Here is a 24240-nt window from a genome sequence, read left to right as displayed (position 1 = left end):
ACCGATGGATGATAAATGGTCTGTTCAGGACTAGAATCGCACCAGACCCAACAAGGACCTAAGAATAAATTTAGGAACCTCTGAATAAGTCTGAACCGAACAGATTGTCGATCAAAATGTGCCGATTCAAGGCGCAGATCGCACGTAATAGCCCGCCATTGCGAAGATCTGCAACGCAAAAGCAGTGCATTTTGGCGACAAGATGTCGGTTCAGACTTATTCAGAGGTTCCTTAAGCAAGGAGCGTCTGGACATAACAACAGAAAGGTGGAGGATCCGCATGCACCATAAAAATAAATTTCAAACCACTACCCTAGCGGTCGCCTGCAGTTCGGCCCTGTTGATGGCCAGTTCAGGGGCGCAGGCCTCAGGCTTCGCCATACCGGAGCTGAGCATTGCAGGTACGGCCACATCCAACGCGCTGGTCGCAAATCACGAAGTCCTGGGCGCTATCCCCTATAATCCGGCCGCCATGTCCTTTCATGAAGGCAGTTCCGTCTCTTTGGGAACCAACCTGGTGCTACCCGATTTGAGTGTCGATACCGGGTCAGGAAGTGTCGACAGTGAAGGCAACGAACTGGTTGCCGTACCGGCCATATCGGCACACGCCACCCTCAACGAGGAGTGGTCCCTGGGTATCTCAGTCAACGCCCCCTTCGGTCTGGAGACCGACTGGGAGACGGATACCTACAGTGATCAATATCCGTTGGGTTCATTCATGCCCACACAGACCAAGCTGGAGATCGTCGCCTTCAGCCCCAGTGCATCCTACAAACTCAACGATCAGGCCGCTCTGGCAATCGGTGTCGACTACTACTGGATGCGGGAAGTGCTGTTCAACAGCGTTCTCAACGATGGCGGCACCTATCCGGGCTTTAATCTGGAAGGTGACGGCCAGGGTGTCGGTTTCAACCTGGGTGGCCTGTTGGTGGTGGATAGCTGGAGTTTCGGCCTGAGCTACCACTCCAGTTCGAAGATCAAAGCGGAAGGCACCCTGGATGATGATGTCGGCGTTCTGCCCTCGACCCTCTCAGACGAGGTCACAGCGACCCTTGAGCTGCCTTGGCGTCTGCAGGTTGGGGCACGCTATGAAGCCACGGAAAAGCTGGCGATCGAATTTGACTACACCCGTACCGGCTGGAACAAGTTCGATACCCTGGAAGTCAAAAACGAGCAGTTCGGCTCCAACGTCTTTACCAGTGTCAACGACTTCGACAATGCCTCCGCCTACCGTCTCGGCGTGACCTATGACTTCACCAAGGCGACTCAGTTGAGGATTGGCTACACCTACGACGAAACCCCACAGAAAGATGACTATTTCAGTCCGCGGGTGCCTGATGCGGATCGTCAGCTCTACAGCCTGGGCGTTGGACACACCATCGATGATGGCTGGACATTCGATGTGGCCTATATGTATGTCGACTTCGACAAACGGACCATCAACAGCAGCAAAGCCGCCGTTGCTGGTGAGGAGTTGAACGGTACCACCGCTGTGAACGGCACCTACGACTCCAGTGTGCATCTGTTCGGCCTCGGCGTGACCAAGACCTTCATGTAGAAGACCCTCAGATCCATATCCACCCAAATGGGTAGAAATTCGGGTGCGGCTGACTGCCGCACCCTTTTTTATTCATCTACATAATCCATATCAACTCTGAATAGCCCCGTTCAATACGGACCAGAGCTGCTACCCGCTCGATACACTTTGCGGATGTTTGCGGCAATTGGCAGGCATTGGCGTATTGAATGCTAGACTGACTGCACATTCAGCCCATCTTTTTACAATCGCAAAAAAAAACGCCGCCCTTGTGGGGCGGCGCCGTGACTGCATTTACTAAGGGTTAAATGTAAAGGCAGATATCGCTAGTACCCGCGAATTCGAAGAATCGGGCGGCACCGGCGTATTCGATACCGTCGATGAATTCAGAGGTATTCATCTCGAACAGATCCACTGTCATTTGACAGGCGATCAGCTTGACTTCGGCTTCCTGACAGAGCTCACGCAGTTCAGCCAGGTCGGCAACGCCTTTTGAAGCCATCTTTTTCTTCATCATGCTGGTCATCATGCCCTGCATGCCTGGCAGCGCCAGACCGACCACAGGGAACCACTTGTCCATACCCATCGGCATGGGCATACCGGGATTGCCCAGCGGGGTCACTTCCAGATTCAGATCCTTTTTCAGGAGCTGCAGACCGTAGAAAGTGAAGAAGATCTCGGTTTCGTAACCCAGTGCAGCGGCTGTTGAGGCCAGGATAAATGGCGGATAGGCCCAGTCTAATGAGCCTTTAGTCGCAATAATCGCTAACTTTTTTTCGTCTGACATTGCTTCGTCTCCAATTAAGTCCCTAGTGGGATTGGCAAACTGATCGCTGATCAGGCCTTTTTGATGAGGAATTCAAACTTACCGCCAACTTCTTTGGATTCCATCAGCTCATTACCAGTCTGATTGGCGAAGGCTTCGAAATCCTTAACTGAACCTGGGTCAGTTGCAATGATGTGCAGAACTTTACCGGACTCCATACCATTCAGGGTTTTTTTCGCACGCAGAATCGGCAGGGGACAGTTGAGTCCGCTTGCGTCCAGTTCTTGATCAAAATCTGCCATGGTATGACCTCCAGCTTTTTAAATTGTGTGTGTGTATCGTTTTGGGTAAAAATCAGACGGACCTTTATATGACAAGCGACTTACAAACGCAAGCTTCTGTCCGTTCCAATCCCCTCCAAAACCGCAGACCCGTAACCAATTCAGGCCTGCCTGTAAATCTATTCAACCTGCTCCGGGACGGTTGGCCTCAGCTGGCCAGCCTGGTCTCCAGACGATAGCCCGATCTCGCCCAACCCAGAATGCCACCGCGCAGATTGACCGCATTGTCGAATCCCTGCTGCGCCAGATAGGCACAAGCATGGTAGGAACGCGCTCCACTATGGCAATAGAGGATCAGATCCTTGTCTTTTGGCAGCTCGGACATGCGAACAGGAATCAGATGCATTGGAATATGCTCGGCATCCGGTAACACCCCCTGCGCCAGTTCACCGGCACTGCGGATGTCCAGTAGCAGAAAATCACCGTCTTTGGCCATGCGGGCCTCAAGATCGGAAGCGTCTATTTCCTTTATCATCACGTTCGGGCAGCCTCAATATCTCTAAAAACAGGGTCAATTAGTATATTAATGTGTTTAAATATTGCAAGTTTGATTAGCCGCCTAAACCCTGGCTTTTTTAATGTGATTGACTCATGCTAGAGTCTCGCAATGGCAAAACTTTGAACAACACACACTTAATAACCGGCTGTATTTTATGGATTTTTTCCCGATTTTCCTGAACATCAGAAACAAATCATGCCTGGTGGTAGGCGGCGGCGCAGTCGCTGAAAGAAAAATTGCACTACTGCTCAAATCTGCGGCGGATGTGGTCCTGGTCTCCCCTGAATTGACCCATGATCTGACCACCTGGCGGGATATGGGACGCCTCAATCACCAGGCGAGGGGCTTCCAGGATGAGGATATCAACGACCGTCATCTGGTGATTGCCGCCACCGACAATGCGGAAATCAATCGGCATATTGCCGAGCTGGCACACGCCAAACGTATTCCCGTCAATGTGGTGGACCAGCCTGAATTGTGCAGCTTCATTGTCCCCTCGATCATCGATCGATCGCCGGTGGTAGCCGCCGTCTCAACCGGTGGAGCATCGCCGGTACTGGCGCGTCTGATCCGTTCCAGACTGGAATCCCTGATTCCCGCCGGTTACGGCCGCCTGGCAGACCTGTGCAACCGTTTTCGCCAGCGGGTGAAGGACCATTTCAGCAAGCCTGAAGACCGACGCCTGTTTTGGGACCGGGTGCTGGAGGGGGGTGTCGCTGAGCGGGTCTTTTCCGGCCACGATGAGGAGGCGGATCAACTGATGGAGCGACTTCTGGCAGATCCCCGTCTGGATCAGGAGATGGGTGAGGTCTACCTGGTCGGTGCCGGACCGGGGGACCCGGACCTGCTGACCTTCCGCGCACTGCGCCTGATGCAGCAGGCGGACGTGGTGGTCTACGACCGACTGGTGGCAAAACCGATTCTCGAAATGACCCGTCACGATGCGGAGCATGTCTATGTGGGCAAGGAGCGCGACAAGCACGCCATGCGCCAGGAAGAGATCAACAAGCTGCTGGCCAGACTCGCCAAACAGGGTAAGCGGGTATTGCGACTGAAGGGGGGTGACCCCTTTATTTTCGGCCGTGGTGGTGAGGAGATCGATACCCTGGCCGCTGAAGGGGTGCCGTTTCAAGTGATTCCGGGAATCACCGCGGCAGCGGGTTGTGCCACCTACTCCGGAATTCCACTCACCCATCGGGACTACGCCCAGTCGGTCACCTTCGTCACCGGCCATCTGAAAGACGGCAGCATGAACCTGAACTGGGATATGCTGGCACAACCGAACCAGACCGTGGTTTTCTACATGGGCCTGGTTGGCCTGCCGGTGATCTGCCGGGAACTACAGGCTCATGGGGTTGCCGGCGAGATGCCGATCGCCCTGATCCAGCAGGGAACGACCCATATGCAGCGTGTCTTTACCGGTACACTGGAGAATATCCTGGAGACCGTGGAGCGGGAACGTCCCAAGCCCCCCACTCTGATTATCGTCGGTCATGTGGTTGAGCTGCAGGAGAAGCTGGCCTGGTTCGAGGCGCCACCCCATTCCGAGCAGGGCGCCACCTCACCGGTTGATTTTTGAGCCAAATAGACGCGAATCACCAAATCAGGCCGGTTTGGGACTGAGCTGATCTTCCCGTAGATTGGGTGTGAAGTAGTCATCCGCATCATCGATGTCCACCGCCTGACCCTCGGCGTTCACCAGGGGTTGTTCAAAGTCGTTCCAACCCCGCAGGCCGGTCTTCAGAGAGACCACGTTTTCGAAACCGAGCATCTTCATGGAGAAGGCGGCCAATACACTGCGATAACCGGAGCGGCAGACCACAACCACCTCCCGCTGGCGTGCCTTGACCAGTTCGGGAATGGTCTCTTCATAGTCCCACTCACAGGCCGACTCGAGTATTCCACGAGGTGCAAGAATCGAGTTCTCGATATGCATCGCGTCATACTCATAGGGCTCTCTGACATCCACAATAAGTAACTTAGAGTTTGCCTCCAAACGCTCTTCCAAGTCCCAGGGCATGATCTCCTGTACATCCCCCAGACAATCACTGATCAGGTTTAAAAAATTTTTCATTATAAAAAGCCTATCCTCTTGAACAGAGGTTTTGTTCTACGGCAATCACCGCGGCTTCAACCCGTGAATGGACCTCAAGTTTTCTAAGGATCGCTTTAACATGAAGCTTCACGGTACCGTCAGAGATTCCCAGGTTTCTTGCAATCACTTTATTGCTTTGACCATCCGCCAGGTGACATAGAATCTCCCGCTCCCGGGGAGTCAGATCATCCAGCGAAGAGGTAGGCGCACTGCTGCTGGGCTGCTCCCCCTGTACCGCCTTGGCCAAAATTCCGGTCAACTCATTGGCGACCACAGTCTGACCTTTGGTGATCTGCTGCAGGGCATCGATCAACTCGTCAGGCTCCATATCTTTCAGCAGATAGCCTTGCGCACCATTCTGCAGGGCTTCGATGACATCCGTCTCCTCACGGCTGGTGGTCAGCATACTGATTGGCATCTGTGGATAGTGTTTGCGCAACACGCTCAATACTTCGGTACCGGTCATGTCCGGCATCCGCATATCCAACAACACCACATCCGGTCGTTCATGGGCCACCGTTTCTATGCCTTTCAGACAGTCGCCTATGGCGATGACATCAATACCTCGGCGCTCCAGCAGTTCCTGTAAACCAATTCGAAACAGAGCATGGTCATCTATTACCAGTACCCGCATTTTGTCACCTCTGTGGACGCGTAGATCTCTCGTTTGCGCTTTGCCCTGAATGCTGACAGACCAACCAAACCCGGCAATATCATATTGTTAGGAGAAGGCATCTCATTTAGCACTACGAATCACCAGTTCAACCCGGGTCCCTTCACCAGGTTCACTCTCAATCGATAACTCACCATCCACCCGCCGAGCACGCTCTTCCATGATTGACAGGCCGATGTGCTCGCCCGGATTACCCTTCGGCGCTGCACCTTCAAAGCCGACACCATCATCCTCAACCAGGATTAAATACTGTCCTGGACTTCGACATCGTAACAGCACTCGAACGGTATGGGCATTGGCATGCTTACGGATATTGGCCAAAGATTCCTGGACAATCCGCAATGCCTGCATCTCCTGTGAAGTATCCAGATCCGTCTTCAGGCAGTCTGGTTGAAAAAATGCGTGGATCGACGTCTCCTGATTGAAACGTTCCACCAATTTACCCAAGGCGGGTATCAGACCTCGCTGATCCATCGGCGCACGGAAACTGTTGATCAACTCGCGCAACTCATCATGCGCCTCATCGAGACCGTTATGGATACGTCTGGCCTCCTGTTCGGCCGTTGCCGATACCGACTCATTCTGCAGCGTCTCTTCCAGCATGCGTACCTGAAAGCGCAGACTGGCCAGGGTCTGCGCCAGTGAATCGTGCAGTTCATGGGCCAATGAGGTGCGCTCTTCGACGATCGACAATCGGCGTGCTTCCGAATCGGAGCGCTGCTTGGCCACCGCCATACCCAGATGACTGCCGATGGTATTGAGAATATCCAGCACATCCTCACGTCCATCGTAGATGCCCGGTCTGTCCACATAGAGATGATAAAAGCCCAACACATCACCGTGATACCACATCGGCACGGAGACCCGCTCAACCTCATCTGCGCTGAACATCCGGCGTCCATGTCGGTGGGTGCAGAGCTTCGGATTCTGATTGCAGAGAATGTCGCCGGGGGAGAGCGTGATACCGCACTGACAGAGTTTGATCGGTAACAGCTGTTGCTCATTGTAGAGCCGACCATCCAGGTCGATGCAACCCACCTGCCTCACCTTATCATCCGGCAGTACCAGATGAACCGTAGCGGAGCGGGCGTTCACCATGCGTTTGAATACTGCCATATACTCCAGCAGCAGTTCATCCAGATTCTCCGACTGGTTGATCCCAGCCGCCACATCATAGAGCACCTGCAGGTTGGTGGTTTTCTGTGCAAGACGCAGGGTCTGTCTGGCTACCCTGACCTCCATATCCTCATAGATATCGGTCAGCTCCTCGCTGAGACTGTCGATGTCCCGCGCCATGCCGCTTAACACACCACTTGGTTCAAACGGCTTCTTGCTGGAGACAGGCTCACCCTGGCAGACCTGATTGACTGTCTGCTCCAGTGAGGAGAGTGGGCGCAACAGCTGACTGCGCAGGCGGATCAGTACCAGCACCAGGGAAAACAGGGCAAAAGCAACTCCGAGTAACAGAACCACCTGTACCGAAGAGCGCCCACCGGTCTCACCGATCAGAAACAGCACCGCAGCCAGAGAGACGGTCAGACTTAACCCCAGAAACAGGATCGGCAGCAGCAGGTTGCCGGTAAACAGAATCCGCAGACTCGGCCAGTGCTTGCGATCGATGAAGCTCTCCAGCCAGGTCAACCAACGGTGCAGCGAACCGGAAACCGGCCCGGGGCCCGGCAGTGACTCATTGGAGGTTGTTTTCTGTTCCGCTTGCATATTGCGACTCTACCATGAACCCGAAAAGCGGGTCAGTTACCCGTTTCATTTAGTAATCCCTGAACAGCCCCGGAATAGACCGTGTTGCGCCAGGCTGTCGATTCATGCGTTATTTCGAGGCTGCTTGAGTTGTTGAAGATAGTCGAGCCGCCAGCTACGGATCGCATCCCCCAGGGCTTTGCCCTGTAGCCCGGAAGCCGCCAGCTGCTCCGGAAGGGGCGCCAACAGCGCCTCTCGGGTGGCACTCAGGCTAGGCTTCAACCAGACCATACGCTCTGGCCAAAGTGCCTCCGCCGCCAGTGACAGCCCCTCGTATCTTTGTGGTTGCTGTCTGGGTTTGAGCCGGGTAACCAGATCGAACAGGCGCTCACTGCTCGCCTCGTCCGTTTGGACAGAAGATAACTGCAGAAGATCACTGATCAGCTGTCCGCTGCGCTTGCCGAGACGGATTTTATCGAGCCAGACGGCCAGATCATGCTGATTCTGTGCGCTGTAAAACAGGGCCACCGCAGCACGAATCTGTGGATCGTCACTGACAGGGACAATCCGCTTCATCGCCGACACCATTCCCCCTGCTGTATGAGTGCCATGCCCTGAGGTTTCACTGCCCATGATTTCAGCCACTTCGGGTAACACCTTCTGCAGCGCACCGCAGCGATGTAAAACCTCAAAAAAGCGCCAGGGCTGGGGCTCATCCATGGCACGACTCATCTCTTTCTGGAAGCGCTCAGTGGACAGGGTCTTCAGCTCGGCAGTCGTCGCCATCTTCTTCATCAAAGCATGGGTGCCATGGGCTACCCGAAATCCCCAGCATCCCAGCTTGGCCGCAAAACGGGCGATACGCAGCAGGCGCAGAGGATCCTCGCTGAAGGCCGGTGTGATATGGCGCAACAAACCCTCCTGCAGATCTCTCTGTCCCTCACAGACATCGATCACACAGCCCGATTCGTCCATCGCCAGGGCGTTGATGGTCAGATCACGACGCAGCAGATCCTGCTCCAGGGTCACCTCAGGACCGTAACTGAGCTCAAATCCCTTATAACCTGGAGCCGTCTTAACTTCAGTTCGGGCCAGAGCATACTCTTCACCGCTCTGCGGATGGAGAAACACTGGAAAATCCCGATCAGCACGAGAGTAACCCTGGGCCAGCATCTCTTCCGGCGTGGCGCCAACCACCACCCAGTCCCGTTCGTTATAAGGCAGCTCCAACAACTGATCCCGTACTGCACCGCCGACCAGATAGACTTTCATTGCCCCTCCTGGTCAGGTCCAAGCTGCTGCTGTTTCTGCTGCAGCTGCCACATCTGGTGATAGCGCCCCTGCTGCTGCAGAAGCTGGGGATGGGTTCCCTGCTCCACAATCCGCCCCTGATCCATCACCAGAATACGATCCGCATCGACAACCGTAGAGAGACGATGGGCAATCACCAGGGTGGTGTGGTTTCTGGCCACCTCCCTCAGCGTCTCCTGTATCGACTGTTCTGTCTTGGTATCCAGGGAGGAGGTCGCCTCATCGAAGATCAGGATCTGTGGTCGTTTCAACATCGCCCTGGCAATCGCAACCCGCTGTTTCTCACCGCCGGAGAGTTTCAGCCCGCGCTCGCCCACCACGGTCTGGTAACCATCAGGCAACTGATCAATGAAATCCGCAATATGCGCGATACGGGCCGCCTCTTCGATCTGCTGTTGAGAGGCGTTGGGATTCCCATAAGCCAGGTTGTAGAGAATGCTCTCGTTGAACAGCACGGTATCCTGGGGGACGATACCAATGGCAGCACGAAGCGACTCCCGTGTCAGCTGGCGGATATCCTGACCATCCACAGTGATCACACCTGCTGTCACATCATAGAAGCGGAACAGCAGACGGGAGAGGGTCGACTTGCCGGCGCCACTGTGACCGACCACCGCCAGCTTCTCCCCCGCCTTGAGGGTAAAATCCACATCGTGCAGGATCTGCCGCTCCGGCTGATAGGCAAAATCGACCTGCTCAAAACGCACTTCCCCACCCTGCAGTTTCAACCGTTCAGCATCTTTCGCATCGGTGATCTCCGGCTGTTGTTCCAGCAGTTTGAAGATCAGATCCATGTCCGCCAGGGAGTATTTGATCTGCCGGTAGACGATGCCGAGAAAATTGAGCGGTATGAACAGCTGCAGCATGAAGGTGTTCACCAGCACCAGGTCACCGATCGACATGGTGCCTTCGACCACCCCGTCGGCGGCATAGATCATGATGATCGCCACACCCACCGCGATAATGCCCCCCTGACCGAAATTGAGCAGTGACATGGAAGTCTGACTCTTCACCGCATTATCTTCCCAGTCCGCCAGGGTATCGTCGAAGCGGCGCAGCTCAAGCTTCTCATTGCCGAAGTACTTCACCGTCTCGTAATTGATCAGGCTGTCGAAAGCCTGACTGTTGGCCTCCGAATCGAGACGGTTCATGATGTGGCGATACTCCATACGCCACTCGGTGATCGCCAGGGTGAATCCCACATAGACGATAACGGTACCGAAGGTCACCAGAGCGAACTTGATGTCATACTGGGTCAACAGCACCGCCGCCACCAGGGAGAACTCCACCACCATCGGCAGAATACTGAAAACCATGTAGTTCAGAATGGTGCTGACGGAACGGGTGCCCCGCTCCAAATCCCGGCTGATCGCGCCGGTCTGACGTTCCAGATGAAAACGCAACGACAGATCGTGCAGATGGGTCAGTACCTTGGTGGAGAGGTTCCGCATCGCCCGGTAGCGTACCCGGGCAAAGATGGCGTCACGCAACTCATTGAACAGGGAGCTGGCGAGTCGCAATACCCCATAACCAATCAACAGAAACAGGGGCAGCACCAGTACCGTATGGACCGACTTTTCAAGACCGTCGACAATCTCTTTGAGTACCAGGGGAATGCCCACATTGGCCAGTTTGGCAAACACCAGACAACCGAGTGCAAACAGCGCGCGTCCACGATACTCCCAGAGGAAAGGCAGCATGCTTTTCAGATTGTGTAGATCCCGCCGATCGGTGTGAACCCGGCTTTGGGATGAAATATGATGGACCATGCCAGCAACAGTGGGTAGACAAAACGGCATATTATCGGAATTTCCCCGATCGTGCGCGACGTATCACCCTATGATTCAAAACCACACTCTTTACAGGCCGATCCCATTCATCCAGGGATAATTCACCGATAACCGCGGTCTGTGATATGGATTGAGACAGGATAATCCTATCGGCCGGATGACGGATTACGCTTAAGTTAGCGGGTTAATAAAACATGCACTGACCGTCTGAACGCGATATATTCTGCGGCTCAGCGGGATCTCCGGCTACTTTGAATCGGCACTAAAGTGTGAACACAGATGAGTAAAGATTGCAGCTACAACGAACTCTACCCTCTCCAGGTGCTGGACGACAGCATGGAACCGGAATTCCCGGAAAAGTGCATCATCGTCATCGAGCCCTCCGAGGTCTGTGCCACAGGAGCCTATGTGGTCGCGGAGACCCAGGGGGATCGTTGGTTCAGGCAATATATTGCCGACAGCGGCACAACCAAGCGGCTGGTAGCACTCAACAGCGACTATCCTGAGATTCAGCTGAAAGAGGGTGAATACAAGATCGTCGGGGTTGTGGTGCAAAGGAATATCGGTCGGGATATCAAACACTACCACCCCTATGTTCCAGGTGGCAAGTCACCGAAAACCATTCCCGTCAACTGATCTGATGCTTCCCCCCTCCATCCGCCTCATATCGGTACTTTTCCTGGGGTTGCTCCTAACTGCCTGCAGTCAGCAGAAACCGGCTGGGAAGCCAGTCTCCGAGAAAGCGAATAAAAACAGATCCCACCTGGTTGCCATTGAACAGTTATCGCTGAAATCCCTTGGGCTCAGCCACCAGCGAAATGGCACCTTGAAAGCACGCCAGTCAGTACGCATCTTCAGTCAGGAGGAGGGACGTATCACCGTACTACCCCACTATGAGGGGGACCGGGTTGAACAGGGAGAAGCCCTGGTCAGGCTTGAAGACGACCTGCTGAAGGCGGAACTGGCAAAGGCTGCCGCCACCAGCCGGCAGATGCAGACCAATCTGCAGCGACTGGAAAAACTGGCTAAGCGTAATGCGGTTTCAGATGATGAACTGGCCCGTGCCCGTACCGACCTGAATGTGGCTGAAGCCGAACAGAGACTGCTGCAGACCCGTCTGGGATACACCCGCATCACAGCCCCCTTCAGCAGCGTGGTCAGCCAGCGCCTGGCGGAACCCGGGGATGTGGTACCCCGGCATACCCATCTGATGACCTTGATCGATCCGAAGTCACTGGTAACCCGGATTCTGGTCTCTGATCTGCTGCTGCCTCAGCTGGAGCTTAACGATCAGGTTTCAGTACGCATCGACGGACTGGGTAGTGACGCCTATCCCGGCAAGATTGTGCGCATCCACCCGGAACTGGACGAAAATACCCGCATGGGTATAGTCGAAGTGGTGCTGGAACCGGTTCCTCCAGGCGCCCGTCCTGGCCAGTTCTGCCGGGTCACCATCAACAGCGCCAATCAGCCGCGACTGACCATACCGTTCAATGCCTTACAGAGAGACGCCAAAGGTGAGTACGTCTATCTGCTGGAGCCGGATCAGACCACCAGTCGCAGAGAGGTGACCACCGGCTTGAGGATTGCTGACCGGCTGGAAATTCTTACCGGCCTTAAACCGGGTGAACAGATTGTCACACGGGGCTTTTTAGGCTTGAAAACAGGCATCAAGGTCGATCCTGTCAACAATTGAACCACTCCCATACCGACCGGCCATAAAGGCATCGCTACTGATTTTTTCCCCATTCAGACTATCCTCATAGTGAGGTGAGCAAAAAAGCCATCTGGGGCCTGTTAATACGAATTCAATTGGCCCTAGTCCGGCTGATGGTCAGGGAGGCCGGAACAACCCGCAACTGACAATAACCACCAGAGATAAAATCTGTCATATCAAGGAGAGGAACCATGAATATCGATCTTGCAGACGTCACACTGCATGTGGATGAGACACTGGACTCCGATGGACTGGCGGATCTGGAAAACGCTTTTCGCAGTCGGGAAGGCGTGGTCTCAGTACATGTCGATAAAAAACGTCCCCATCTGTTTGTCCTCGAATACAACCCGCAGATGGTTAACAGCAAGGACCTGCTCTCTATCACCCAGTTTCAAGGACTGCATGCTGAACTGATCGGTCTTTGAGCCACCACCACAGAGTAACTATCCACCCCATGCAGGCTCTCTGTCCGGGGTGGAGTGCGAATCCCACCTGAGACAGACTCAACATACCTTTTTAAACTGCTTGCTGAATAAGAGCTCAAAACTGCCATCTATTGACGTGGCAGGTATGACGCTCTAGTGTACTTTCTCTAAAAACAAGATTCATACCGGTATCCTCAGATACTGGAACAGAACACAGATCCATGCAGGTTTTATAGATTCAAGGGACGGCTGCTGTAAACCGCTCACACCCTGTTTGAGTGTGATTTGCAGGCGGCCACCCAGGTGTGTGCGACACCAGACAACAGTCATTGACGGGGAGTATCGAGATGCAGAAAGTGACGATTGTGGGGAGTGGTTTCGCTGCCCTGACTGCGGTCAAAACCATACGCGCAAAGAGCAGCTCTGCAGAAATAACCGTTGTCAGTCCCAAAGCGGAGTTTCACTACCTGCCCGGTTCGATATGGATTCCCTCCAGAATCCGTGAACCCAGGGATCTGATCATACCACTGCAGCCTTTCTTCAAACGCATGGGTGTCAATCACGTTGCCGGCACGGCAACCGGGCTGAGTGAAGACGGCCGTCAGCTGGAGACCACGGCAGGTCTGATAGAAAATGATGGCCTGATCATCGCGTCGGGCGGTCGGTTTATCAAAAAACTCCCCGGCATCGAAAACGCCATCACGCCCTGTGAGGGTATCGATGAGACCTTAAAGATCAGACAACGACTGAGCGAGATGGATGGCGGTACCATTGCATTTGGCTTCGCCGGCAACCCCAAGGAACCGAGTGCGATGCGGGGTGGCCCGATGTTCGAATTCCTGTTTGGTATCGACCGGCAACTGCGCCTGGAAAAACGTCGTGACCGGTTCAAACTGGTGTTTTTCACGCCGGCGGAAAACCCCGGTCAGAGGCTGGGCCCGAAAGCGGTCACCGGCCTGGTCAGTGAGATGAAAAAACGGGACATCGAAACCCATCTCGGAAACAAAATGGTCAAGTTCACCTCCACCGGTGTAGAGACTGAAGGGGGGCAGTTCAATGCCGACCTGATTCTTTTCATGCCGGGCATGACCGGAAACCAATGGTTTGACAACACCAGCCTTCCCCGCTCACCCGGCGGCCTGATCAAAGCCGACGCCCAATGCCGGGTTGAGGGCATGGAGCGGGTCTACGTGGCGGGGGATTCGGGCAGTTTTCCCGGCCCGGACTGGATGCCGAAACAGGCCCATATGGCTGACCTGCAAGCTGAGGCTGCCGCCAAAAACCTCTACGCCGACTGGCAGGGTATGCCCGCAGAAGAGACCTTCAAAGTGGAACTGGTCTGTATCGTCGATAGCCAGAACAGCGGCATGCTGGTCGCACGGACCATGAAAAGAAATATTGTGATGCCAAACATGCGTCTGTTCCATTGGTTGAAAAGGCTTTTTGAATGGTGGTATCTGCGTCAGTACCGCTGAGTGAGATCCAATCCGGTTGTCCACTCATCAACGGCCGATCAACCGGTAGACCATCGGGATCAGTAGCAGGGTGAGCAGGGTGGAGAAGATCAGTCCGGATACCAGGGTCACTGCAAGCGGCTGCAACATCTCGGAGCCTTCACCCAACGCCAATGCCAGTGGCATCATACCGGCAACCGTGGTTAACGTGGTCATCAGGATGGGTCGTAACCTCAACCTGGAGGCCTCGATAATGGCCTCATTCTTCGCCGCCCCCGCATCTCGTCTCAGCCCGATATACTCCACCAGAACGATTGCATTGTTGACCACGATCCCGGAGAGCATGATCAGCCCCAGCCAGACCGGCATGGAGAGCGGCAGGTCGACCAGATTCAAACCGAACGCCACGCCAATCAAAGCGAAAGGCACACTCAGCATGATCACCAACGGGTTACGGATCGACTCATACTGCACCGCCATCACAACCAGTACCAGAAACAGCGCCAGAGCCAGCAGAATCATGCCCATCTCCCGCCCCTGCTGCACAGCCTGAAAGCCACCCGCTTCGTAAAGGCTATAACCTGCCGGGAGCGAAATCTGATCAATGATCCCGTTAACCTCCTGGATGGCCACCCCAAGGCTCAACTCACCACCCAAAGAAGCACTGATTTCGATCATCCGCTGCTGCTGGTCCCGCTGGATGGTGACCGGGGTGGCTGCCAATTCCACATCCGCCACCTCACCGAGGCGCAAAGGTACAGGCGGATCGGTACGACTGAAGATAATGATCGACTCGACATCAGCAGGTGTGGCCAGATCCTCTCGTTGCAAGCGCAGACGGACATCGATACTTCTGTCCCCCTCAAGGTAGTCCGTCACCACTTCGCCACCCAGAGCAAGCTTCAGCATCTGGCCCACATCCTCCACGCTGAGACCGAGACTCGAGGCCCGCTGGCGGTCAACCTGCAGTGATATCTCCTGGGTCAGCTCCTCACCCGTGTATTCGATGTTGTTCAATCCGGAGACCTCGCCCAACCGCTGCTTAACCTGTTGAGCAATTTCATTGAGCACCTTCAGGTCTGGTCCTTTTACCCGGATACTCAGATCATCATCCCCCCGGTTGAGCCTGATACCACGAATCCCCTGCACCCGAAGATAGACACGCACCCCTGGCAGTCGTGCCTCTCTGATCTGCTGATTCACCCGCTTGATCCAGGCGCGGCTGCTGATCCCTCGCTCCTCATAGGGCTTCAGTGTCACTTTGATGCTGGCTCGGTTTACCGCTTCATATTGGGTTCTACCGAAAACAAAACCACCAACCTGGGTAAACAGGCTGTCTGTCTCAGGTTGGCTGCTGATGATCCCCTCGATACGGCTGACCAGCTCATCCATACCTTGCAGATTGATACCCCGGTCTGCCGTGATACTGATACTGATACGCCCCTCATCGATCTGCGGCAGAAAGACCTGCTTCTGTGGAATCATGGTGAAAAACACAATTAGCAGCGCCAGGATAAACAGTAACGGCATCAGCCAGGGGATGCGCAACAATTGAGTGATCAAGCTGCTATAGAGAGACTGCAACCCACTGATCAGGCGGTCTATATATTGACGAAAAACACCATCACCATTGACGGTAAGTTTACCTGCCAGGGCAGGCACCAAGGTCAACGCGACCACCATTGATGCAAGAATGGCGGCAGATATGGTGTATATCAGCTCACGAAACAGCAGGCCAACCAGGCCGCCGATAAAGAGAAAAGGCAGTACGGCAGCCAGATTGGTCGATGTTGAGGCTACGATCGCACTGTTGACTTCGGCAGCGGCCTGTTGTGATACCAGGGCTGAGGGGCAGTTATCCTTAACCTTATGCTGATGCCGATAGATGTTCTCAAGCATCACGATGGTACTGTCGACCAGCATTCCGATACCCAGGGCCAATCCTCCCAGGGTCATGATATTCAGGGTAAGATCAAGACTGGTCATCAGGATGAAAGTGACCAGTATCGAGATCGGTATGGCGCTGCCGATAATCAACGTTCGGCGTAGACTGCCAAGAAACAGATAGACTACCAGCATCGCCAGTAGCGCACCGGTCAATGCGGAATTGATCGCATTATCCAGTGCTTTGCGAACAAAACGGGCCTGATCATCAACCGCATGAACTTCGATATCCTTGGGCAGTAAACCTTTCGCTCTCAACTCATCCAGTCTGTTGAGGACATGATCGACCACTTCAACCGTGTTGGCCGTAGGCTGCTTCTGGACGGAGAGCTTGATACCCGGCAGATCGTTCAAACGAATACGCAAACGCTCATCTTCTGCGCTGTCCGCCACATCGGCAACTTCATAGAGTCGGATCAAGGCCGATGTCTCATCCTTACCTACCTGGCGTAGTGGTAGTTGAAGAATCTCCTCCACAGAATTGAACCGGCCGGCAGTGCGTCCACTCAGCTCACCCTGTTGCATTACCAGACGTCCACTGGCCGTCTCCACATTGGCAGCTTTCAGGGCATCGCGCAGGTCGAGCAGATGCATACCCAATCCTGCCAACCTGAGTTGGTCGGCCTGGACGGTGATCTCACGCTCAAGTCCACCACCAACCTCAGCTGATGCAACACCAGGCAGGTTGACGAACCATTTACTGAATTCGAAATCCACCCAGCTCCTGAGTGATACCGGGTCACGTAGTGAAGAACTGACCACAAACTCCGCCACCGGTAGCTGGGAAGGATCTCTTTTGAAGATGATCGGTGGTTCGATACTCTCGGGAAGAAAGCGCTTGGCTCTGTCCAAGCGCGTGCTGGCATCCTGCAGTGCCTGATCAATGTCGGTACCATATCGGAAGGAGAGATCGACCGCACTTCGCCCTTCGGTGGTTCTCGACTGAATGAATACAGCCTCTTCTGTGATCGCCAGTTGCTCTTCCAACTGGCGGGTAACCTGATCCTCCATGATATTGGCAGGAACCCCGGGGTCTACCACTCTGACCTTGATCTCCGGGTAGATTACCTTGGGCAGCAGATCCACGCCGAGTCCACCTAAAGCAAGCAGTCCCAGCACCATTACGGCCAAGGTGAGCATCACCACACCGATTGGATGGTGAATCGACCATGCTGCCAGTCCGCCGCCAATTGCCTTCTTCATTTCGAGCCACTCATATCAAGAGTGTTTATGATATGACAATTTTAGGACTCAGGCACAATCAGGCGCTAAAAATTAAAGTTGGTAGATCAGCTCCAGTCGATCCGCTACTAAATCATAACCTTTGAATCTTAATTCAGCGATTTCATGAGACTGCTCATAGATTCTGTTGAGCTTACTCAGGGTTTGGTCGCGTTTTTCATTGAGCAGATCACGACTTGAAAAGGCCTCAACCAAGGCGATATGCATTCGATAGTATTCTATATAGCTATCGTCGTCTGCTTTACCGAACTGCAGTAATGCCTGCTCGAAATCACGGTATTTGTTGAGCAAATCGATGTGTAGTGCTCGATTAAAATAGAGGTCTGCTACCAGAGGTGAACTACAGCTGGCGGCGATCAAGTGTAACTCTGCTGATGTATACCCAGGATCGTCCAAAGGAAGATCCAGACAGGCGGGATGCTCCTCTGCAGCAGAATACCCCGCATAGAAAACCAGCATACCCAAAATCCATCGAACCATTGCCAGACTCCGTTTTCGACATTTTTATGACAGACTCATTACAAATCTATAGTCAAAATTCGAAATCCTGCAAGTGGTTAAATTCCCACTTGATTTTTTTTATTAAGTAACTAGATGCATAACCTTGATTAGATTTTTTAGAATATTTATTGATTTGTATCTATGTAGTTGGTTGGATTTAACCTTTGAGACCACTTATTTATTCTTTGTTTTTGATAAAGTTTCCCAATTTTATGTCCACATTTTGTGTATGGTTAAGTATCCATGCATTCAAAAAAGTCAATATCTCTTCCATCTCCTCTTTAACTTCACTGTTTACGCCATCCCTTGTAGTAACAACTTTTGCTGAGAAGTCTCTATGCTCACTAACGTGTTGGGCTGCCTCTTCTGGACATTCATCAAAATAACCATACTCTTGCATCAGATGCTCTTCTGTCTGAAAGTGATAAATTGCATAGCTCAACAGTTCCTTAGTGATCCTTTGAAAGACAATATCACTCACATCCTTATCCAGTCCCTGATATGCCTCATTAACCATCTGCAGTAGGTTTTTATGTTGAGAGTCAATAACATCGACTTCTGTTGCCATCTCATCACTCCAGATAAATGAGCTTTTATTTACCATTTGTATGGATACCTCTTTATCGATTGATGCCTGGATAGTTGGATACCAAGAAGGTTGTGTCTGTTGAATTACCAATCCATTGTATAAACGTATCTTCTGGAAGTGGTTGAGTAATAAGAAACCCCTGTATTTTTGTGCAACCCAGATTGTTTACCTCTGATAACTGCCTGTAATCTTCAACACCTTGTATAATTACTGACTTACCAGAGGATTCTGCCAAAGTGTGAATGCTTTTTATCAGTACCATCTGATCACTCTTTGTAGTCATAGTTTTAATTTGTGATAAATTTATCTTTATCAGTTTTACCGGCAACTGAGCCAGCTGTATTAGTGAAAGCTCACCAGCACCAATACCTCCCAATATACAGTCTATTCCAAGCTCTCTGCACGCCTTGATAAATCTATTTGCTCTGTTATATGAGGTGACGATATCGGATTCCTGTATTTCAATATTGATACGCTGCAGAAGTGATTCCGGCAATTCAGTTGTGTGTTTTTTTAGAATCTCCATTAATCCCAATTCAAAACATTGTTCCGGGAATATATTGAAGGAAACAGGAACTCCAGTGCCATTTGCCTTATGAGTATGGAGATAATGGATTACCTGTTTCAAAACCCACTCAGTGATGGATAGTTTGATTTCAGATCGATTTAGCAACGGTAGAAATTCTGCTGGTTTTAATAATCCAAGTATTGGGTTATTCCATCTCAAAAGTGCTTCGCAACTGTTGAGCCAGCCACTTTCACTATCTACAACAGGCTGATAGTAGATTTCCAATTGATTTTCATTCAATGCCCTTAAGACATCGCCAAGTACCTCCTGTTGTGCAAATATTCGACGTTCGAGCTCTTGACTATAGAATTGATATCGATTCTTCCCCAAGCGTTTTGCAAGATACATAGCCTGATCGGCGTGACCTATTAAACCATCAGCATCCATTTTATCTACTGGATAAAGAGTTACTCCCAGGCTTGCACTGACATTGGAAACATTAATATCACCAATAAAGTAGGTTTTTGCGAGTTGGTGAAGGATACGTGAGAGTATCGTCTGGGTTTCATGCTGATCATTAAGTCCCGCCAACAGAATAAGAAACTCATCTCCTCCTAAGCGAGACACGGTATCACCATGTCTGACACTGTATTCCAGTCGACTTGCTGTTTGTTTAAGCAACTCGTCACCAGCTTCATGACCATGGCTATCATTGACTTGTTTGAATCCATCCAAGTCTAGATAGCAGACTGCCATAAGCTCATTGGTTCTGTCTGCTCTTGCAATCATCTGCCTGAGACGATCGATTGCCAACAGCCTGTTCGGAAGTTTTGTCAGATTGTCATAATGAGCCAGTAACTCCAGTTGAGCTTCTGTATTTTTTTCGTCCGTTATATTTGTTATCACTGAAACCGCACCGGTAATGGATGAAACATTGCTATCATAAAGCGCATGGACACTGAGACTAATCCAGCCTGATTCACCATAATCTAAAGATTGATTAATTTGACATTTATCAACAGACTTGCCATTCTTGAGCAGGCTTTTTAGGTAGTCGTTGATATAGGGTATGAATGGATAAGCACTATCAAAATCTGTCAGCCTTTTACCCAGATAATCTGACAATTCATAACTTCTTTTGTGACTGTCTACTAGTTTTAAAAACTCTGGATTAGCATATCGCAACCTTCCTTTATAATCCCAGAGCGCCACAGCCTCGGTAACGGTATCCAGAATTGTATTGAGCTGAATTCTGCTCTCTTCTATTTTTTCCTTGATTATTTTACTTTCAGCCAACTCCCATGTTAATTCTGCAATAACTGATAACTTCTTAATCTCATCATCACCATAATTGCCCGCATTACAATTTCCTACCCCCATCACGGCCACAACCAGATTGCCATTTACCACCGGCACACAAAGGGCTGTAACAGGTTCTACAAACCCATCCGTCGTTTTAAATTGTGAAACCCGAGCGTTTTCATAATTATGTACAATTGGCTTCTTCAGGAGGCAGGACTCAAACCAAATGCTTTTATCCTGCTGGTTATCTTGACTTTCACTTTCTACATATTCAATGATTGACTTGCCCATTCCTGCAGACCAGACCTGAAATGACAATGATTTTTGGTTCTGATCGATAAAATGAAAAAAACCGATTTCACTATCAGTTTTTCCGCATGCTTCATTAATGGCATAAACCAACAACTCATTGGCATTATGATTCTGCGAATAGTCATGTAGATTCACTCTCGCGCTGATTAGCTCTTCATTGAACTTTCTCTCTGTGATGTCGATAAATGAGACAACAACTCCACTATTTTCAGAGTTTTCAATCAGTGGATAGGACCAGTACTCAACTGGAATACTACTACCATCTTTCCGCCAAAACACATCACTTTCCACATGCACCTGCTGTCTGTTTTGGGTTGAGAGAAACATTGGGCAATCTTCTCTTTCATACACTTGACCATTTTGGTGTGTATGATGCATTACATCATGCATAACCTGCCCAGTAAGCTCCTCCTCACTGTCATAACCCAACAGTTCCAGGCCTGCTTTATTTACACTCAAACAGATACCATTTTCATCCAAAACATAGATTGATTCTGCTGTAGAGTTCATAATCAACTTTAAATACTCTTCATTTGATTTGAGCGCACTCTCAATCTGTTTCTTATCAGTGATCTCCGTAATAAACCCTTCAATCAGACCTACACCACTTTCAGTATCGATCAGAGCACCTCTCTCCCAAACCCAGTGCATCCCTCCATCTTTATCGAACAACCTGTATTCAATTTCAAATTGACTATGGTCATCAATCGATCTTGTTACATGATCTCTGACATTTTGCCTGTCATCTTTATGGATCAGATCTGCATATTTAACCAAAGCATTGCCCTTGATCTCTTTTGAGGGATACCCTGCAATATCCTCAATACCATCACTAATGAACTGCATACTCCAGTATTCATCATACTTACATCGATAGACCGCACCTGGAAGATTATTCAACAGTGTACTCAGCGTCCGCCTGGAACTTCTCAAATCCGAGACGATATTTTGCCTTTTAATTGCACCTGCCATCATATCGGCAACCGTTCTAAGCATCGACATATCACCCTTTAAAGAAACATGCTCACGGACTGGGTGATCAAGCCCAAGCAGACCTGACAGCTGATCATTTATTCTAAGGGGGACAGCTTTGAAATAATGGATATCTAGTTGCTGTAAATGATGCCTGTAATCAAATCTGTCCTTGGACAACTGATCCAACGAGTTAATAAACGATAACTCTTGCTGTTGAATAAGCTCAAATATCTTGAAAAAAACTGACTTTGATTCAGTTTCAATAATCTCTTTCAGTGGCCGCCTATCTGGATCATGCCACTCGTTCAACACATCATAGTCATCATAACCTGCGCGGTTTAATATCAAATATACTCTTGAGCTACCGGTCAACAATCCTAATTGTTTTAACAAATCATCAAATCTTCCTGATATTTCTACCCTGCCAGCTCCTATCAGTTTTGAGGAATGTTCAGCTACCAATCGCTCATACTCCAATCGATAGTTCAATTCCAACTCATTTTGTTTTCTTATTGTTATATCTTCAGCCACACCGGCAATTCTATAGCACTCACCTAATTCATCCTTTATCGCAAAAGCTTTGGCCTCAACCCAACTCATACTTCCATCAGGCCGATAAACCCTGTATTCTGGAAACGTCAACTCCACCCAATCCTTCGGCAACTCTTCCAACATAAACCGTTCAATGCGCTTTAGGTCATCCAATGGAAGGGCAGTCATCCAGTTGACAGCATCATCATACAAAGTTTGCCTGCTTCTCCCCCAAAGCTGCTCATATCCAGGACTGATATAATAAACCCTTTGCAAATCGGGAGAGCTCAACCAAAACACCTCTTTTATCGAATGTGTCAATTGTTTAAATTTCTCTTCACTCTCCCTTAATCTACTACGCTCTTTTCTTAATGCATTAATATCTCGAACCAAAGACAAAATACCACTTACATTTTCATGATCATCACGTAATCGACTTGTATTTATCTGCGTCCATACTTCATCTCCATATTTATTTATAAACTTGACCTCATAAGAGCCACTCTCTTCACGCCCACCTCGCAATAGATTATCAGCAGTCTCTACATTTGATCCCTCTCTTATAAAATCATGTATTGACCGCCCAATAACTTCATTCAGGCCGTAACCAAGCATATCGGCCAACCTGGCATTGGCAAATAGAATACCTCCATCCATATCCAGTTGAAAAATACCGTCATGACTATTTTCAACTATTTTTCTGTAGCTTTCTTCACTCTTTACTATTTCTACAGTTAACTGCCTGTAACGTTTAAAAAAAGCTATAAACACAAACCCGATCGCAATCAATAGAATCAATACAGCAACAGCATAATAAAAATAACTCTTATATTCATAAGATTCATCTTCAGGTAAGTTCACCCAATGCGTTTCTATGGGAAATCTCTCTTCATCCAATCCATAGGCAAGCACCAGCCGATAGTCAAAATAGGGTACGTTCGGACTGTTTTTATTTACCCTCAGGCTATCTATTGAAATACCTTCAAGTATCTGTTTCGCCAATCTTGCTGCCTGCCTTCCTTGCGCATAGTGATCAATCATAATTCCGCCAAAAACTCCATTCTTCAGGCCATGCTGCCAAAAGTGAAATATTGGTACACCTGATGCCTCCACTATCAGCTTCAAACTCTCATCAAATGATTTACTTATCTCTTCACTATCTCGATAGGCTGATATTAAAAACAGAAGATCTTCTGAATCAATTTTGGTGACACTCTCTTTCAGTTCAGACCACTTCATACTTATAAGTGATAGAATCTCAATTTCCAGATCATTGTACGCCTCAATGGCGTTATTAAAGCGTTTAAAATCATGCTGACCACTGGTAGTACCATCCACAATCACATACACTTTGTCAGCAGCCGGAAAAAGCGACTTAGCCAGATCCAGGTTCTCTTTAAATGAGGGTATTTCGACAACTCCGGTATAACCTTCACGCTGTTCCAGTTCAAGCGCCATTTCCAAACTATTGATTCCGAGAAAAACAATTGGAATACCTTTAAACAATTTCTCCCGGTAATCATCAACCAACCTCAAGGCATGGTCATCAGCAACAATCACCAAATCGTAAGCTTGCCTGTAATTCAACTTGTAGCTCAGTTGCTGAACAAAATTAATCTGACTCTGCTCGTCATGCAGACGCTTTGAGTCCATGAATTCAATATCAATCTTTGGCCCATCAAAGGTAAAAATGGATCGAAGACCGTTTAAAATTCTCGGTGTTGTCGGAAAGCCTGGATGATAGGAATAGATCAGCAACACCCTCTTTTCCGAGAGTGGTGTATCTGCCATTGATGCATTTCCAAGGAGTAACAATGCACCGAACAGCAGACTTTTCACAAAGAGCCCATAATTCATGCTGCAAGCACCCATTTGCTGAGGGATAGGGTATTAAACTGGATCCTTGCTTTTGTTGACCTTAATGATATGACGTACTAGGTCTTTTTTATTGTTTTCAGATTATCTCCTCATGAAATAATAGGTCAGGATAGGGTTTTTTTTAAGATTTTTATGCCTTCAAATCCCACACAC

Annotated in this window: 18 protein-coding genes; 6 read left to right on the top strand and 12 right to left on the bottom strand. The window is 50.3% G+C overall.

Annotated elements, in window-relative coordinates:
• The first annotated feature begins 279 nt into the window (after window positions 1-279).
• A complete protein-coding gene (locus A3193_RS01715; protein ID WP_069004465.1) occupies window positions 280-1557 on the top strand; it encodes an OmpP1/FadL family transporter in 1278 nt (425 codons plus the stop codon).
• 283 nt (window positions 1558-1840) lie between these two features.
• Here A3193_RS01715 and dsrE2 read toward each other — a convergent pair whose 3' ends face one another.
• From dsrE2 to A3193_RS01700, 3 genes are all read right to left on the bottom strand, one after another.
• Window positions 1841-2323 carry a sulfur carrier protein DsrE2 gene (gene dsrE2, locus A3193_RS01710; RefSeq protein ID WP_069013879.1) on the bottom strand — a complete coding sequence of 161 codons (483 nt, stop codon included), beginning with the start codon at window positions 2321-2323 and terminating at the stop codon, window positions 1841-1843.
• Between the two features lie 50 nt (window positions 2324-2373).
• Window positions 2374-2604, bottom strand: coding sequence for a sulfurtransferase TusA family protein (locus A3193_RS01705; RefSeq protein WP_068987885.1), 231 nt, complete (start codon window positions 2602-2604; stop codon window positions 2374-2376).
• A 187-nt stretch (window positions 2605-2791) separates the two neighbouring features.
• Window positions 2792-3118 carry a rhodanese-like domain-containing protein gene (locus tag A3193_RS01700; RefSeq protein WP_068987884.1) on the bottom strand — a complete coding sequence of 109 codons (327 nt, stop codon included), beginning with the start codon at window positions 3116-3118 and terminating at the stop codon, window positions 2792-2794.
• 178 nt (window positions 3119-3296) lie between these two features.
• On the opposite strand from A3193_RS01700, the gene cysG reads away from it, so the two are divergent.
• Window positions 3297-4721 carry a siroheme synthase CysG gene (cysG, locus tag A3193_RS01695; protein ID WP_069004464.1) on the top strand — a complete coding sequence of 475 codons (1425 nt, stop codon included), beginning with the start codon at window positions 3297-3299 and terminating at the stop codon, window positions 4719-4721.
• Window positions 4722-4745: 24 nt separating this feature from the next.
• Here cysG and A3193_RS01690 read toward each other — a convergent pair whose 3' ends face one another.
• The 5 genes from A3193_RS01690 to A3193_RS01670 form a co-directional block, all read right to left on the bottom strand.
• A complete protein-coding gene (locus tag A3193_RS01690) occupies window positions 4746-5216 on the bottom strand; it encodes a rhodanese-like domain-containing protein (RefSeq protein WP_069004463.1) in 471 nt (156 codons plus the stop codon).
• A 10-nt stretch (window positions 5217-5226) separates the two neighbouring features.
• A complete protein-coding gene (locus A3193_RS01685; RefSeq protein ID WP_068987881.1) occupies window positions 5227-5871 on the bottom strand; it encodes a response regulator in 645 nt (214 codons plus the stop codon).
• Between the two features lie 102 nt (window positions 5872-5973).
• Window positions 5974-7629 (bottom strand): ATP-binding protein, encoded by a 1656-nt coding sequence (locus A3193_RS01680; protein WP_083218249.1) that lies wholly within the window; start codon window positions 7627-7629, stop codon window positions 5974-5976.
• Window positions 7630-7731: 102 nt separating this feature from the next.
• Window positions 7732-8880, bottom strand: coding sequence for a tRNA nucleotidyltransferase/poly(A) polymerase-related protein (locus tag A3193_RS01675; protein WP_069013878.1), 1149 nt, complete (start codon window positions 8878-8880; stop codon window positions 7732-7734).
• Window positions 8877-10688 (bottom strand): ABCB family ABC transporter ATP-binding protein/permease, encoded by a 1812-nt coding sequence (locus tag A3193_RS01670; RefSeq protein WP_069004461.1) that lies wholly within the window; start codon window positions 10686-10688, stop codon window positions 8877-8879. The genes A3193_RS01675 and A3193_RS01670 overlap by 4 nt, the downstream gene beginning before the upstream one ends.
• A 300-nt stretch (window positions 10689-10988) precedes the next feature.
• Between A3193_RS01670 and A3193_RS01665 the strand changes: the two genes are divergently transcribed.
• The 4 genes from A3193_RS01665 to A3193_RS01650 all read left to right on the top strand — a co-directional run bounded on the left by A3193_RS01665 (window position 10989) and on the right by A3193_RS01650 (window position 14326).
• Complete coding sequence (locus tag A3193_RS01665) at window positions 10989-11345, top strand: S24 family peptidase (RefSeq protein ID WP_069013877.1); 357 nt, start codon at window positions 10989-10991, stop codon at window positions 11343-11345.
• 4 nt (window positions 11346-11349) lie between these two features.
• Window positions 11350-12405 (top strand): efflux RND transporter periplasmic adaptor subunit, encoded by a 1056-nt coding sequence (locus tag A3193_RS01660; protein WP_069004459.1) that lies wholly within the window; start codon window positions 11350-11352, stop codon window positions 12403-12405.
• Window positions 12406-12617: 212 nt separating this feature from the next.
• Entirely contained in the window at window positions 12618-12851 is a 234-nt protein-coding gene (locus tag A3193_RS01655; RefSeq protein WP_069004458.1) for an ATP-binding protein, read from the top strand.
• Between the two features lie 347 nt (window positions 12852-13198).
• Window positions 13199-14326, top strand: a complete 1128-nt coding sequence (locus A3193_RS01650; protein ID WP_069004457.1) for an NAD(P)/FAD-dependent oxidoreductase — start codon at window positions 13199-13201, stop codon at window positions 14324-14326.
• Window positions 14327-14353: 27 nt separating this feature from the next.
• Here A3193_RS01650 and A3193_RS01645 read toward each other — a convergent pair whose 3' ends face one another.
• From A3193_RS01645 to A3193_RS01630, 4 genes are all read right to left on the bottom strand, one after another.
• Complete coding sequence (locus A3193_RS01645; RefSeq protein ID WP_069013876.1) at window positions 14354-17452, bottom strand: efflux RND transporter permease subunit; 3099 nt, start codon at window positions 17450-17452, stop codon at window positions 14354-14356.
• Between the two features lie 72 nt (window positions 17453-17524).
• Complete coding sequence (locus A3193_RS01640; protein WP_139116935.1) at window positions 17525-17971, bottom strand: hypothetical protein; 447 nt, start codon at window positions 17969-17971, stop codon at window positions 17525-17527.
• A gap of 199 nt (window positions 17972-18170) precedes the next feature.
• Window positions 18171-18596: a bacteriohemerythrin gene (locus tag A3193_RS01635; protein WP_071938082.1), complete on the bottom strand. Its 426-nt coding sequence runs from the start codon at window positions 18594-18596 to the stop codon at window positions 18171-18173.
• Window positions 18597-18612: 16 nt separating this feature from the next.
• The gene (locus A3193_RS01630; protein WP_162273723.1) at window positions 18613-24066 is read right to left on the bottom strand and encodes an ABC transporter substrate binding protein; all 5454 of its coding nucleotides are present in this window, start codon (window positions 24064-24066) and stop codon (window positions 18613-18615) included.
• Between the last annotated feature and the right edge of the window lie 174 nt (window positions 24067-24240).

It is taken from the genome of Candidatus Thiodiazotropha endoloripes (assembly GCF_001708965.1).
Classification (GTDB): Bacteria; Pseudomonadota; Gammaproteobacteria; order Chromatiales; family Chromatiaceae; genus Thiodiazotropha; species Thiodiazotropha endoloripes.
This window is presented reverse-complemented; position numbering and strand designations above follow the sequence as displayed.

Coding starts and splice junctions, on each gene's coding strand:
- A3193_RS01715 (WP_069004465.1), top strand. CDS start 280: ATGCACCATAAAAATAAATTTCAAACCACTACCCTAGCGGTCGCCTGC.
- dsrE2 (WP_069013879.1), bottom strand. CDS start 2,323: ATGTCAGACGAAAAAAAGTTAGCGATTATTGCGACTAAAGGCTCATTA.
- A3193_RS01705 (WP_068987885.1), bottom strand. CDS start 2,604: ATGGCAGATTTTGATCAAGAACTGGACGCAAGCGGACTCAACTGTCCC.
- A3193_RS01700 (WP_068987884.1), bottom strand. CDS start 3,118: ATGATAAAGGAAATAGACGCTTCCGATCTTGAGGCCCGCATGGCCAAA.
- cysG (WP_069004464.1), top strand. CDS start 3,297: ATGGATTTTTTCCCGATTTTCCTGAACATCAGAAACAAATCATGCCTG.
- A3193_RS01690 (WP_069004463.1), bottom strand. CDS start 5,216: ATGAAAAATTTTTTAAACCTGATCAGTGATTGTCTGGGGGATGTACAG.
- A3193_RS01685 (WP_068987881.1), bottom strand. CDS start 5,871: ATGCGGGTACTGGTAATAGATGACCATGCTCTGTTTCGAATTGGTTTA.
- A3193_RS01680 (WP_083218249.1), bottom strand. CDS start 7,629: ATGCAAGCGGAACAGAAAACAACCTCCAATGAGTCACTGCCGGGCCCC.
- A3193_RS01675 (WP_069013878.1), bottom strand. CDS start 8,880: ATGAAAGTCTATCTGGTCGGCGGTGCAGTACGGGATCAGTTGTTGGAG.
- A3193_RS01670 (WP_069004461.1), bottom strand. CDS start 10,688: ATGGTCCATCATATTTCATCCCAAAGCCGGGTTCACACCGATCGGCGG.
- A3193_RS01665 (WP_069013877.1), top strand. CDS start 10,989: ATGAGTAAAGATTGCAGCTACAACGAACTCTACCCTCTCCAGGTGCTG.
- A3193_RS01660 (WP_069004459.1), top strand. CDS start 11,350: ATGCTTCCCCCCTCCATCCGCCTCATATCGGTACTTTTCCTGGGGTTG.
- A3193_RS01655 (WP_069004458.1), top strand. CDS start 12,618: ATGAATATCGATCTTGCAGACGTCACACTGCATGTGGATGAGACACTG.
- A3193_RS01650 (WP_069004457.1), top strand. CDS start 13,199: ATGCAGAAAGTGACGATTGTGGGGAGTGGTTTCGCTGCCCTGACTGCG.
- A3193_RS01645 (WP_069013876.1), bottom strand. CDS start 17,452: ATGAAGAAGGCAATTGGCGGCGGACTGGCAGCATGGTCGATTCACCAT.
- A3193_RS01640 (WP_139116935.1), bottom strand. CDS start 17,971: ATGGTTCGATGGATTTTGGGTATGCTGGTTTTCTATGCGGGGTATTCT.
- A3193_RS01635 (WP_071938082.1), bottom strand. CDS start 18,596: ATGGTAAATAAAAGCTCATTTATCTGGAGTGATGAGATGGCAACAGAA.
- A3193_RS01630 (WP_162273723.1), bottom strand. CDS start 24,066: ATGAATTATGGGCTCTTTGTGAAAAGTCTGCTGTTCGGTGCATTGTTA.